Origin of the sequence: Streptomyces sp. NPDC051211 (genome assembly GCF_040689505.1) — a bacterium.
Classification (GTDB): Bacteria; Actinomycetota; Actinomycetes; order Streptomycetales; family Streptomycetaceae; genus Streptomyces.
In genome coordinates this window covers 1-13,248 of sequence record NZ_JBFBAV010000027.1, presented here as the reverse complement: position 1 = coordinate 13,248, position 13,248 = coordinate 1, and the positions used below count along the sequence as shown (strand labels likewise).

The 13,248-nt window shown below is 68.9% G+C and carries 8 protein-coding genes; 3 read left to right on the top strand and 5 right to left on the bottom strand.

All coding sequences use genetic code 11. From position 1 onward, the window contains the following. Positions 1–29: 29 nt before the first annotated feature. Positions 30–386 carry an antibiotic biosynthesis monooxygenase gene (locus AB0447_RS24015; protein WP_366478780.1) on the top strand — a complete coding sequence of 119 codons (357 nt, stop codon included), beginning with the start codon at positions 30–32 and terminating at the stop codon, positions 384–386. 120 nt (positions 387–506) lie between these two features. Here AB0447_RS24015 and AB0447_RS24010 read toward each other — a convergent pair whose 3' ends face one another. The 4 genes from AB0447_RS24010 to AB0447_RS23995 all read right to left on the bottom strand — a co-directional run bounded on the left by AB0447_RS24010 (position 507) and on the right by AB0447_RS23995 (position 4,278). After that, positions 507–941: a CBS domain-containing protein gene (locus AB0447_RS24010; RefSeq protein WP_366478779.1), complete on the bottom strand. Its 435-nt coding sequence runs from the start codon at positions 939–941 to the stop codon at positions 507–509. Between the two features lie 197 nt (positions 942–1,138). Beyond that, positions 1,139–2,788 carry a phospho-sugar mutase gene (locus AB0447_RS24005; protein WP_366478778.1) on the bottom strand — a complete coding sequence of 550 codons (1,650 nt, stop codon included), beginning with the start codon at positions 2,786–2,788 and terminating at the stop codon, positions 1,139–1,141. Positions 2,789–2,838: 50 nt separating this feature from the next. Further along, a complete protein-coding gene (locus AB0447_RS24000) occupies positions 2,839–3,645 on the bottom strand; it encodes a purine-nucleoside phosphorylase (RefSeq protein ID WP_366478777.1) in 807 nt (268 codons plus the stop codon). Between the two features lie 195 nt (positions 3,646–3,840). After that, positions 3,841–4,278 carry a gamma-glutamylcyclotransferase gene (locus tag AB0447_RS23995; RefSeq protein ID WP_366478776.1) on the bottom strand — a complete coding sequence of 146 codons (438 nt, stop codon included), beginning with the start codon at positions 4,276–4,278 and terminating at the stop codon, positions 3,841–3,843. A gap of 199 nt (positions 4,279–4,477) precedes the next feature. On the opposite strand from AB0447_RS23995, the gene AB0447_RS23990 reads away from it, so the two are divergent. Beyond that, complete coding sequence (locus AB0447_RS23990; protein WP_366478775.1) at positions 4,478–5,917, top strand: NAD(P)H-quinone dehydrogenase; 1,440 nt, start codon at positions 4,478–4,480, stop codon at positions 5,915–5,917. Between the two features lie 175 nt (positions 5,918–6,092). After that, positions 6,093–7,046 carry a DeoR/GlpR family DNA-binding transcription regulator gene (locus AB0447_RS23985; protein WP_366478774.1) on the top strand — a complete coding sequence of 318 codons (954 nt, stop codon included), beginning with the start codon at positions 6,093–6,095 and terminating at the stop codon, positions 7,044–7,046. A gap of 612 nt (positions 7,047–7,658) precedes the next feature. On the opposite strand, the gene AB0447_RS23980 is transcribed toward AB0447_RS23985, so the two are convergent. Beyond that, positions 7,659–13,248 (bottom strand): polymorphic toxin-type HINT domain-containing protein (locus AB0447_RS23980; protein ID WP_366478773.1); only part of this gene is annotated, 5,590 nt, incomplete at its 5' end.

Genomic DNA, 13,248 nt, shown 5'->3' with positions numbered 1-13,248 from the left:
TCACCGCGTACGAGAGCAGGGGCCAGGCCATGAGCAGCGCAACCGAGTTCGCCTCGATCATCGACTACACCGTGGACGGACCGCGGACCCAGCAGGAGCTGGTGGAGGCCTTCGCTCCACTGCTGGAGCAGTGGGTGGCGCACTACCCCGGCTACCTCTCGGCCCGGTTCCACACCAGCACCGACGGCACCCGGGTCTACAACGTGGTCACCTGGGCGAGCGAGGCGGACTACCGCCACTTCGTGGAGAACTCGGACACCGAGGGCCGGATGGCCGCCATCCGGGCGGCCCTGACCGGGCTGTCGGGCACGGCCGAACCCCGGATGACCGGGGCGCCCACCTACCGGGTGGTCCGGGAGGTCTCCCCGGTGCCGGCCCGCGCCTGAGGCGTGACCCCGTCGCCCGATGAAGCGAGGATGCCGGGCGACGCGACGACGTGACGATGCCGCCGGGCCCGATGGCGGGGCCGCTCAGGTTCCGCCACCGGGCGTTCGGGGGGTGCGGGGTCAGTTGGCCGCGTACACGCGGACGGCGAACTCCGCGATCTGCTCGTCGGACAGGTTCTTCGCGAGATCGGCCTCGGTGATCAGGCCGATCAGCCGGTGCCCGTTCTTCACGTCGATCACCGGCAGCCGCTTGATCTGGTGCATCTCCATGGTGTCCACCGCGGTGGCCGCGTCGGCCTCGGAATCCACCCAGTGCAGGGTGCCGCCGAGCTCGCCGGCCTGCATCTGTGCCGGGTCCTTGCCCTCCGCGCAGCACTTCACCACGATGTCGCGGTCGGTGATCAGGCCTTGGAGGCGCTGGTCGTCGCCGCAGATGGGCAGACAGCCGACGTTGAGGTCGCGCATCATGCGCGAGGCCTCCAGCAGGGACTGGTGCTCACCGACGCACTGCACACCCTTGCTCATGATGTCCCGGGACCGCATGTTCTTGGTCATGGCTGCTCCTCCTTCGTTGCCTCGTTCCTTCGGTCCTTCGTTCCCTCGTTCCCTCTACGAGCACAGCACGAATGGCCGCACCCGGCGCGCCGGGGCGCAGCCGGGGCGGTCCGGGACCGGGGGCCGGGACGGGGCCGGGCACGCGAAGGCCCCCGGACCGAGAGGGTCCGGGGGCCTTCGGCGGAGCGGGCCGGAACTCAGATTCCGGCGGCCGCGGCCAGGTCCTTCTTGATCGACGCCAGCACGTCGGCGCCGCGGTTGCGGGCCGCGGCCAGGTCGGAGGCGTCCGCGACCGGGACCACGACCTCCAGGTAGCACTTGAGCTTGGGCTCGGTGCCGGACGGGCGGACGATCACCCGGGCCTTGTAGTTGCCGTCCAGGTAGTAGCGCAGGCCGTCGGTCGGCGGCAGCGTGTCGGTGCCCCGGGTGAGGTCCTCCGCGGAGGTCACCCGCAGGCCCGCCAGCGCCGTCGGCGGCTCGTCCCGCAGCCGCTGCATCGCGTTGGCGATCACCGACAGGTCCTGGACCCGGACCGACAGCTGGTCGGTGGCGTGCAGGCCGTGCTCCATCGCCAGGTCGTCCAGCAGGTCGGTCAGCGTGCGGCCCTGCTCCTTGAGCTCGGAAGCCAGCTCGGCCACCAGCAGGGCGGCGGTGATGCCGTCCTTGTCGCGGACGCCCTCGGGGTCCACGCAGTAGCCGAGCGCCTCCTCGTAGCCGTAGCGCAGGCCCTCGACCCGGGAGATCCACTTGAAGCCGGTCAGGGTCTCCTCGTACGGCAGGCCCGCCGCCTCCGCGATCCGCCCCAGCAGGGAGGAGGAGACGATCGACTCCGCGAAGGTGCCGCGGGCCCCCTTGTGCACCAGGTGGGCGGCCAGCAGCGCGCCGACCTCGTCCCCGCGCAGCATCCGCCAGCCGCCCTCGACGGCGTCGTCCGGCACGGCCACCGCGCAGCGGTCGGCATCCGGGTCGTTGGCGATCACGATGTCGGGGGCCACCGCCCGGGCCGCCTCGAAGGCGAGGTCCATCGCCCCGGGCTCCTCCGGGTTGGGGAAGGCCACGGTGGGGAAGGCCGGGTCCGGTTCGGCCTGTTCGGCGACGAGCGCGGGCGGCGGGAACCCGGCCCGGGCGAAGGCCGCCGTCACGACGTCCTTCCCGACGCCGTGCATGGCCGTGTAAACGGTCCGCACGGTCCGCGGGGACCCGGGGCTCAGGACGGAGTCCGTACGCGCCAGGTACGCCTCCAGGACCTCCTCGTCGAGCTGGAGCCAGCCGTCGGAGGGGCGCGGTACGTCGGCCAGCGCGTCGACCGCCGCGATTTCCGCGGCGATCTCCGCGTCCGCCGGGGAGACGATCTGGGAGCCGTCGCCGAGGTAGACCTTGTAGCCGTTGTCCCGGGGCGGGTTGTGGCTCGCGGTCACCTCGACGCCGGCGACGGCGCCCAGGTGCCTTATGGCGTACGCGAGCACGGGGGTCGGCAGCGGCCGGGGCAGGACGGCCGCGCGCAGCCCGGCGCCGGTCATCACGGCCGCGGTGTCGCGGGCGAAGTCCACCGACTTGTAGCGGGCGTCGTAGCCGACGACGACCAGGCCGCCCTCGTGGCCCTTCGCCTTCAGGTACGCCGCCAGGCCGGCCGCGGCCCGGATGACCACCGAGCGGTTCATCCGCATCGGACCCGCGCCGATCTCACCGCGCAGTCCGGCGGTGCCGAACTGCAGGGTGCCGGCGAACCGGTCCGCGAGCTCTGCGAGGTCATCGGCCTCGATGAGCCCGCGGAGTTCCGCGGCGGTCTCGGGGTCGGGGTCCTCGGCCAGCCATGCCTCGGCCCGTGCGATCAGATCGTCCTGCACTACTTCCGCCTAACCTCTCGCGTCGCGTACGCCTCGTCCTACCACTCGGTTCAGATCCGGGCGAGGACCTGGGTGAGCAGCTCGCCCATCCGGGCGGCCGAGTCGCGGCCGGCCTGGAGGACCTCTTCGTGGTTGAGCGGCTCGCCGGACAGGCCGGCCGCCAGGTTGGTGACCAGGGAGATGCCCAGGACCTCGGCGCCGGCCTCACGGGCGGCGATGGCCTCCAGCACGGTGGACATGCCGACCAGGTCGGCACCCATGACGCGGATCATGTTGATCTCGGCCGGGGTCTCGTAGTGCGGGCCGGGGAACTGGACGTACACGCCCTCTTCGAGGGTGGCGTCGATCTCCTTGCACATCGCGCGCAGGCGCGGCGAGTACAGGTCGGTGAGGTCCACGAAGTTCGCGCCGACGATCGGCGAGGTCGCGGTGAGGTTGATGTGGTCACTGATCAGGACCGGCTGGCCGGGGCGCATGCCCTCGCGCAGGCCGCCGCAGCCGTTGGTGAGGACGACCGTCTTGCAGCCGGCGGCCACGGCGGTGCGGACGCCGTGGGCGACCGCGGCGACGCCGCGGCCCTCGTAGTAGTGGGTGCGGCCGAGGAATACCAGCGCGCGCTTGTCGCCGATCTTGTACGAGCGGACCTTGCCGCCGTGTCCGGCGACGGCGGCTGCGGGGAAGCCGGGCAGCTCGGTGATCAGGAATTCGGCGTCGGGGGTGCCGAGCGCCTCGGCGGCCGGGGCCCAGCCGGAGCCCATGACCAGGGCGACATCGTGGGTCTCGGCGCCGGTGAGCTCACGCAGACGCGCGGCCGCGGCGTCGGCGGCGGCGTGGGGATCGGTAACAGATGCGTTCACGCAGACGAGCGTAGCCGCTCATGGCCTACGCGCGTAGATGGCACAGCTCACGGTGTTCGGATCGTTGCCTTGTCGTTTCCGACGATTTGCGTCTGCCCGGCGCCGGGACGGACCGCTGCCGGCGGGGCCGGAGTGCGGGCCGGAGTGCGGCGGAGTGCGTTTCGGGCGCGTGGTGCTCCGCGGCGGGGTGCCGGGTCAGCAGGGCCGCTTGCGGAGTTCCATCACGTAGTCGTGCGGGGCGCCCGCGGACTCGGCCGCGTCGGCGATCTCGCCCAGGTAGCGGGCGGAGGGCAGACCGCCCTCGTAGCCGTTCAGGACGTACACCCAGGCCGCCTCCTCGCCGTCCAGGGTGTGCACGCGGACCCGCATCCGGCGGTAGATGTCGAGGCCGACACCCTCCCAGCGGTCCATGGACTCCTCGTCCAGCGGCGCGATGTCGTAGAGGGCGACGAAGACCTGGTGGCGCGGGGCTTCGACGATGGTCGCGAGGGCGCCCTCCCAGCCCATCTGCTCGCCGCCGAAGGTCAGCCGCCAGTCGTTGATCCAGCCCGTGCCGCGCAGCGGCGAATGCGGAGCGCGGCGCGTCATCAGCCGCGGGTCGAGGTTGCCGGCGTACGCGGCGTAGAGCGACATGAGGTCGAGGGTACGGGAGGGCTGCCGGTGTACGCGTGCCCGGCCGGTTCCCCGGTCAGGTTCCCGGATGGGGGCGCCCCGGGCGGAAGCACCTTGAAGCGTGCGGGACAATGGAGCACGGAATGCATCCCCCGGGGAGACCCCCCGGACACACCGGCCGGGGCGGCAGCCGACCGGGTAGACGTGAGGCGGACTTTTCGTGACCCGGATCGTGATCATCGGCGGCGGACCCGGCGGGTATGAGGCGGCGCTCGTGGGCGCCCAGCTCGGCGCGGAGGTGACCGTCGTGGACTGCGACGGTCTGGGCGGGGCGTCGGTGCTCACCGACTGCGTGCCGTCGAAGACCCTCATCGCGACCGCCGAGGTCATGACGAACTTCGACTCCTCCTACGAGGAGCTCGGGATCATCGTCGCCGACGATACCCCGCACCTGGAGCAGGCCGCCCGCGTCGTCGGCGTGGACCTCGGCAAGGTCAACCGCCGGGTCAAGCGCCTCGCGCTCGCCCAGTCGCACGACATCACCGCCTCGGTCACCCGGGCCGGCGCCAAGGTCATGCGCGGCCGCGGCAAGCTCGGCGGCCCGCAGGGCATCGACGGCACCCGCGATGTCATCGTCACCACCGCCGACGGCACGGAAACGATCCTGACCGCCGACGCCGTCCTGATCGCGACCGGCGGGACCCCGCGCGAGATCCCGGACGCCCAGCCCGACGGCGAGCGGATCCTGAACTGGACCCAGGTCTACGACCTGGAGGAGCTCCCCGAGGAGCTCATCGTGGTCGGGTCGGGTGTCACGGGCGCCGAGTTCGCCGGCGCGTACCAGGCGCTCGGCTCGCGGGTCACCCTCGTCTCCTCCCGGGACCGGGTGCTGCCGGGCGAGGACCCGGACGCGGCCGCCGTCCTGGAGGACGTGTTCCGGCGCCGCGGCATGAACGTCATCGGCCGGTCCCGCGCCGAGTCCGCGAAGCGGGTCGGCGACCGGGTCGAGGTCACCCTCTCCGACGGCCGGGTCATCACCGGCACCCACTGCCTGATGGCGGTCGGCGCGATCCCGAACACCAAGAACATGAACCTGGAGGAGTCCGGGGTCCGGCTCAAGGAGTCCGGGCACATCTGGACCGACAAGGTCTCCCGCACCTCCTCGCCCGGCGTGTACGCGGCCGGCGACGTCACCGGCATCTTCGCCCTGGCCTCCGTGGCCGCCATGCAGGGCCGGATCGCGATGTACCACTTCCTCGGCGACGCGGTCACCCCGCTCAACCTCAAGACGGTCTCCTCGAACGTCTTCACCGACCCCGAGATCGCCACCGTCGGCTACACCCAGGCGGACGTGGACGCGGGCAAGATCGAGGCCCGGGTGGTGAAGCTGCCGCTGCTGCGCAACCCGCGCGCCAAGATGCAGGGCATCCGGGACGGTTTCGTGAAGCTGTTCTGCCGTCCGGGCACCGGCATCGTGGTCGGCGGCGTGGTCGTGTCCCCGCGCGCGAGCGAACTGATCCACCCGATCTCGATCGCGGTCGACAACAACCTGACGGTCGAGCAGATCGCAAACGCGTTCACGGTGTACCCCTCGCTGTCGGGTTCGATCGCCGAGGTGGCCCGCCAGCTGCACACCCGCAAGGCGTCGGGCGAGGGCTGACCGACCGGAACGACCGCCTGCCGCAGGGGAGTTGGGGCGGGCGGTCGGGGCGGCCCCGGATGTTCACGAACATCTCGGGCCGCGTATACCACTAGTCACCCCACCTTGCGGACAACTTCGGTATTCCGGCGCAAAGAGCTGAAAGCAGACGGTCGTCCGCGTTACCGTCTGTTTCGTGTTCGCTGCAGAACGTCGCCAGTTGATCCTCGAAATGGTGCGCGCCAACGGAGCCGTGTCGCTCCGTGAGCTCGCCCGCGTCGTCCAGACCTCCGAAGTGACCGTACGGCGGGACGTGCGGGCACTGGAGGCAGAAGGACTCCTCGACCGCCGGCACGGCGGTGCGGTCTTGCCGGGCGGTTTCACGCGGGAGTCCGGCTTTCCGCAAAAGTCCCATCTCGCGACGGCGGAGAAGACCGCCATCGCCGATGTCGCGGCCGGCCTCGTCGAAGAAGGCGAGGCCGTCGTCGTCGGCGCGGGCACCACGACCCAGGAGCTGGCCCGCCGGCTCGCCCGGGTGCCCGGGCTCACCGTCGTCACCAACTCCCTGCTGGTCGCCCAGGCACTGGCGCACGCCAACCGGGTCGAAGTGGTGATGACCGGCGGCACCCTGCGCGGCTCCAACTACGCGCTGGTCGGCAGCGGAGCGGAGCAGTCCCTCCAGGGCCTGCGGGTCTCCCGGGCCTTCCTGTCGGGCAGCGGCCTGACCGCGGAGCGGGGCCTGTCCACGTCCAACATGCTCTCGGCGAGCGTGGACCGGGCCCTGGTCCAGGCGGCCGCGGAGGTGGTGGTCCTGGCGGACCACACCAAGCTCGGCACCGACACCATGTTCCAGACGGTCCCGACGGACGTCATCACCCGCCTGGTCACGGACGAACCCCCGCCGCACGACGACCGCGCCGCGGCAGAACTCCAGGCCCTCGCGGACCAGGGCGTCCAGGTCACGGTCGCCGGCTCAACCCACCCCAGCTCCTCAACCGACCCCCTCCCGGGCCGCCGCCAGACCCGCCGCGAATCCCCGCTGCCGGTCCAGCGCCGGGGCGGGCCGAGCGCACAGCTACGGAGCGCGCCGGTGCTGTCGGAGGCGGGGGAACGGGAACGGGTGCGGGTGGCGGACTTGCGGCGGCGGTGAGTAGCCGTCGGATTGCTCGGGTCACCTTCGGATGCCGCTGAAGGGCATCCGACGGCACCCTCGGCGGGTGGCCATCGAGCCGGCAACCTCGTCCAAGGCAGATGCCCTTCCGGGAGGCCCGGAAGGGCATCTGTATTTCAGCTTCGCACTACATCCGACTCAAGAACCAACATGGGTGATCTTCGCGAAATCGCCTTCCGATGGAACTGATTCGGGCAGGGCACCCGGTTCACGGCCTCCCAGTCTTCTTTCCTCTGGTCCAGTCGAACCGCTGAGGCAGAACGCCGCTGTCCCACAATCGGTCCAGCCTGGCGAAGAACCTGGTGAAGCTCGTGTCGAACTCCTGCCATGCGGCTGGATCCAATTCCCGCCATGGGTCGGAGATCAGCAGGCCTGGTGGCAGAGGGCCGGTCGAGCCACACATCTTGCGGCAAGCAGCGCACCATGTGTAGCTGATGACGACTGGCCGATCGCCACGCGCCGTTTCCCTGAGGTAGGTGCGGATCGATACCGCACCGCACGCAGGGCAGGGCCACTCCGACTGATCACGGAGGAAATTGCGGTCTCGCCCCATAGCTGCGATCTCGGAAGGCTCGAAACGTTTCATCCGAGTCATCCCCCTGTTCTGCGCCTGAAGACCCCCAGCATAGCCTGTCCGTATTCCTCCGCAGCGGACTCCTTTCCGCCCATGGATTTCGGCCAAGTGGCGAACATTCGGTGATGATAGATCTCGTGGAAGATCGTGGCTACGGCCGTATCCATATCAGCCAGCCCCATGTTGGAGATCTGGATGATTGGACGTTTGCGCGGGCCGAGGTTCGGCTTCCCCTTACCGTCGTGGGGGCTGTTGCCGAACGAGGGGACGCCATCTCCGCTGGTGTTGATCTCCGGCACGTGCACGATGTCGTACCGGGCAACACTCATGCCGGCTCGGCCCAGCGCCATCTTCACTTGCTTGATGCTGAGAGCAGCGCCGTTCTTTCCTCCGGGCGCGCTCTGCGGGTCCTCCCCACAGTTGTGGGAAAGGACGGGCGTGGTGCCTGCGAGAACGTAATACGTGTGATCACTGGCGACGGTGAGGTTGTGAACCCGCTTCTGCTGGGTCCAGCGCTTGACCTCGGTGACCTGGACCCAGGTGCCAGCCGACGTCTGAAGCCACTGGCCGGCCGTCAAGTCCGTGGCCTTCACCCAGCTGTCGAGAGCGGGAACCCAGAAGGGATGGCCGTCGGTCGCGGTCAGCTTCTCCGAGGCGTCGCCCTCTCTGCCGTCGATGTCGATCGTGAGCTCGACCAGCTTCTTATGGCCGTCACCGACGATCTGTGCAACGACCGACCGGGGTGTTGTCGTCCCGGACTCCTCATCCGTCGCTACCACCTTGTCGCCGATCGCGACATCTTCGATGGACTTGGAGGACCCGTCCGCCATGAGGACCTTCGTCCCCGGGACGAAGCTGTTCCCGATCTTGCAGCTGGCGCCTTCCGAACTGCCGCTGTCGGTGTCCTTGGTTGCGGACTTCTTCGGGCCGTCGGACTTCTTTGTCTCGGAGGCCTTCGACGACTTTCCGTCGCCATCGGCCTTCTTGGCTTTGGAGGCGGATGCCTTGCCCTGCTTGGCCGCGGTTGCCTTGGCTTCGTCGGCTCGCTTGGCGGCTGCGGCTGCTGCTTCTTGTGCGGCTCTTCTTGCTGCTGCTGCTTCTTCCTCGAGTTTTCTTGCTCGTTCGGCGGCTTCTTCCATCTGGCGTTTCCACTCGGCCAGGTCTTCGGCGTACTTGGCCATCGCCTGCTGGTAGCGCTCGACGCGGTTCAGGATGTCGCGAGCCTGGGCGAGTTTCTGGGACCAGCTGTTGAAGGCTTCCCAGGCTCGGTCGAGTGCCTTGATGATGCGCTTGGCGCGGCCCGCGAAGGGCAGTGCCGCATCCAGTGCAAGACCAGCGCAGGCGCCCCAGGATCCACTGAGGCAGTCGCGGATGTCGTTGTAGCCGGAGGCGTCCTTGAGAATGCCGAGGGCGATGTCGAGTGCGACGTCCAGGGCGCTCTTGCCCTGGATCATGCGGGCCCAGGCGGCTTCGGCGTCCGTGAAGTCCTTGACCGGCATCGTGGGAGGCGCGATGGAGAGGCCGCTGGGGTCGCTGTACGTGACCGGCGAGTTGTTCGCGTAGGCGTACGGGTTCTGCTGCTTCGGCTCGCTGTAGTCGACGACGGGGTCGACGGAAAGGAATCGGCCGGTCGCGGGGTCATATTCGCGTGCGCCGAGGTGGACGGTACCGATGGTCTCGTCGACCTCGCCGCCGATGAAGCCCTTCTTGCCCGGCCACACCGACGGGGCGGTGCCACGGACCTCGCCGTACGGGGTGAACTTGCGGCGGGTGACGGCTCCGGTCTTGGTGTCCACCGCGGTGGTTGCCGTGCCGTTGTGATCACCCATTAGGTACGACGTGGTGATCACGCCGTCCTTGGCCGTCTTGACCATCACGGGACCAGCCGGGTGGGCGTAGTACCGCGTGCCTTCCAGCTTGCCCGCCGCCGTCAGCTTGACCTCGGTACCCGGCAGGTACAGCGTCGTGCCGGTCTTGTCACGCTTGATGAGACGGTTGCCGCTGGCGTCGTAGACAAATCCCGTGGTGTCCGTGCCCTTGGTGACCTTTTCCAGCTGGCCTGAAACGTTCCAGTCCAGGGTCTGGGTGTCGCCTTGGATGGTGCGGGTTTTGGTGTTGCCGGCCGCATCGTAGGTGTAGGACTCGGTGCGGGATCCGCCGGGCCCGGTGGTGTCGACCTTCTTGAGGCCGTTGGCGCCGGTCTGGCCGGGGGTGCCGTAGGTGTAGGTGCGGGTGACGTCCTTGGTGAGGTCGCCGGTCGGGGAGTGCTGGACTTCCTTGGTGCGGTTGCCTGCGGCGTCGAAGCTGTAGGAGCTCCAGTACGCGTTCGGTCCGCCGACCAGCGGCTTGGAGCCCGGTCCGGCTGCGTTCGGCTTGGCCGCGCAGTCGTCCGTGGCGGTCCAGGCCTCGTTCATCCGGCGCAGGTAGTCGTAGGCGAAGCACTGCACGTCGGCAGTGGCGGCCGTACCTTCCTTGTCCGTGATCTTGAGGATGTTGCCGACCGCGTCGTAATTGAACGACGTGTCGTTGATTGCGCTCGGCGACCTTTCCTGGCTGTTGACGCTACGGGTCAGGCGCCGGGTCTGCTCGTCGTAGAAGTTCGACGTGTAGACCTGGGCTCCGGCAGGACCCGCATACGTGCGCAGGACATCGCCCATGGGCGAATAGTCGACCTTGTCGACGAACGTCTTGCCTTCGATGCCCATGACCGTGGGCAGTTCGAAGTGGTTGTACTTCATCGTCATCAGCTCGATGGGCAGACCGGCCACGGCCGGTTGCTCCGTCCACTCGGTCAGACCGGTGTTCTCCCGGTACCCGGTGGTGAACTCATACGAGCCGCCGAGGGCACCCTCGGAGGACGGGATGGTGATCTTCGTCCCGGTCGGACGGTACTCGGTGTCGTACCCGGTCACCTCCTGGGTGTAGGCCTTGCCGTCCACGTACCGCGTCGATGCCACCGGCAGGCCGACGGCGCCCGGCAGGGTGTCGTACGTGGTGGAGGTCAGCTTCGGCCCCGTCACCGAGCCCTCATGCGTGGCGACGACCCGACCGAGCGCGTCGTACTCGGGAGCGACGGTCATGCCGCGGGCGTCGGTCATGGCCGCCAGCCGGTCGCCCTGGCCGTACGTGAGGGTCGCCGTGCCCTTGTCGGGGTCCGTCTGCTTGGTCTGGCGACCGCGGATGTCGTATTCGAAGGCCCACTTGTCGCCGGCCTGGTTGACGACCGATTCCAGCGCGCCGCGCTGGTTGTAGGCGTAGGTCGTCTTGTCGTAGGCGCCGGTCGGAGAGTCCGAGCGGTAGAAGCGGAGTTCGGTCTTGCGGCCGGCTCCGTCGAGGAAGGCTCGGGTGGGGGTTTCACCGGTGGGCGGGTCGACGGTGATGTTGTCGCCGCCGTAGGTGGTGGTGGTGCGGGAGGTTTCCTCGCCGAGTTTGCGGCTGATCTGGGCGGTGGAGCGGCCGGAGCCGTCGTACTCGGTCACCGTCGAAGACGGGACCTGGTTGTCGAGCGGGGCGAACTGGACGCCGGAGGCGGTGCCTGCGGTGTAGTAGGCGCCGTTGCTCTTCCAGACCTGGCCGAGGCTGTTGTAGAAAGTGTCGCTGATGATGCGGCCGCCGGCGAGGGCTTCCATCTGGGTCTGGCGGATCCGCAGGCTGCTGTCGTAGATGTCGTAGCTGGTGCGGTAAGTGCCGTCGTCCAGCAGCGCCTTGTTCGTGATGACGACGGGTCCGTCGGTACGGACGTCGTAGGAGAAGATGCCGTTGGGCGACTTGGTCAGCGGGTTCCTGGAGGGGGACCAGACCTTCGCGAGGCGGCCGAGGGCGTCGTACTCCATCACCTGGCGGCGGCCGTTGGTGTCCTGCTTGGCCAGGATCGAACCACGACCCTGATCAGTCTCCGTGGTCTCGGTGTGGCCGGCGTGGTTGGTGGTGACGACCTTGGTGACGATCTGGCCGGAGGCCGGGGTGTAGTCGACCTTGCTGACCTTGCCGAACACATCCGTGCTCGTCTTCGGACGGCCGTAGACGTCGAAGGTCGCGCTGCCGTCCACCTGATACTGCGGAGTACTACCGCTGTAGCCCGTCAGCGACTCGGTCGACTTCAGGTTGCCGGCGGCATCGTAAGACATCTTGACGTCGGAGATGACGTCCGCGGGACGCTGGACGGTGGTGTCGCAGGCCTTGGCGACTGTCTCAATCCGCTTCTGGCGAGCGATGATCCAGCGGGTTTCGTCCGCGTCGTACTCGTAGCGGGTGCAGCTGTCATCGGAAGGATCCGCAATGTCACCGAGGCTGGACACCTGCTGGGCGAAGCCCCGGGTGTCGTAGTCCGTCTTCATCGCGGTGCGGCGCCAGCCGCGGCCGTCGGAGAGCAGGATCCGGGACTGGACGCCCGTGGTCTGCTGGACGAACGCCTGCTGCGGTTCGATGTCCTCCGCCGCGGTTTCGCCCTTGCGGAGGCGGGTGGCGGTGGGGCCGTGGAGCCAGGGGGTGTAGGTGGTGGCTGCTTCGAGGGCGCCGCCTTCGCCGTTGTAGGCCAGGACCTCGCGGGTCTGGCCGGCGTAGAGGCGGTGGTCGGCTATGCCGTTGCCTTCGGAGTCCTTGACCGTGACGGACTTCTTGCCGCCGTCCGGGCCAGCTCGGTCGCCGTCGAGGCCGCGGAAGAACAGGGTTTCTGTCTTCGAGCGCTTGTCGGGGGCGACTCCGATGTAGGTCCGGACTCGCTCGTAGCCGCGCCACTGGGACCAGGTGCGCGTCTTGGGGCGCATCATTTCGGTCTCGTCGTCGAACGCCCACGCGGGGTCGCCGATGAACTGGTATTCGGTGCGGCGGGTGGGGGAGTTGCCGTTGCGGTCTTCCTCCTGGACGGAGTCCACGATGTGCTTGTGGAACCAGTCGGTGGAGTAGATCTTCCGCTCACGCTCGGGATCCGTCGGGTCCGGGAGCTCGGAGATGACCGGGTAGCAGCGGAGGGTGTTGGTCTCCGGCGAGGCCGGCATCACGCGCGGGTCGGCAGCCTTGCATTGCGTGGGCGCGTAGTTGGCCCGGATGGTGGAGCCGGTTTCGGTGTCGATCGCTTCGATGCGGTAGCGGCGGTAGGGCGGCTTGCCGTCGCCCTGGCCGTCGACACGGTTGTCGAGCTGCTTGCCACGGAACTTCACCGGCGGGAGCTCGATCGCGGTGCCGTTCTTACCGATGTGGCGGATCTCTGACAGCCACAGGGGGTAGTCGGTGCCGTCACCGGTCATCGGGAACGACTGCGTGAGAGCCCAGGTGTCGACGGGCTTGTGGGTGGTGCCGTTCCAGACGAAGGTGTTGACCTCGGTCAGCCGCTTGCGGGTGAAGAAGGTCGGGGTGAACCGGCCCTTGCATTCCTCGCCGGCGGCGCAGAGCTGGTCGCCGGGGGTGTCGGGCCATTCCTTGGCGATGGTCCAGTCGACCTCGGGCTTCAGCTTGGCCGGGTCGCAGTCGAACGTCGCGGTCTTCAGGCAGCGCTCTTCGACCTTGAACCGGGCCTCGGCGGGCGCGGAGGCGAACAGGTTGTCGCTGCGCAGGCCGTAGGAGACGTGGTCCAGCCAGCCAGAGCGGTCGTACGCACGGGCGGTGGAA

Bases quoted from the DNA above. Each gene is read 5' to 3' on its own strand.
- AB0447_RS24015 (WP_366478780.1), top strand. From the start codon at position 30: ATGAGCAGCGCAACCGAGTTCGCCTCGATCATCGACTACACCGTGGAC.
- AB0447_RS23995 (WP_366478776.1), bottom strand. From the start codon at position 4,278: ATGTCGCTCTACGCCGCGTACGCCGGCAACCTCGACCCGCGGCTGATG.
- AB0447_RS24010 (WP_366478779.1), bottom strand. From the start codon at position 941: ATGACCAAGAACATGCGGTCCCGGGACATCATGAGCAAGGGTGTGCAG.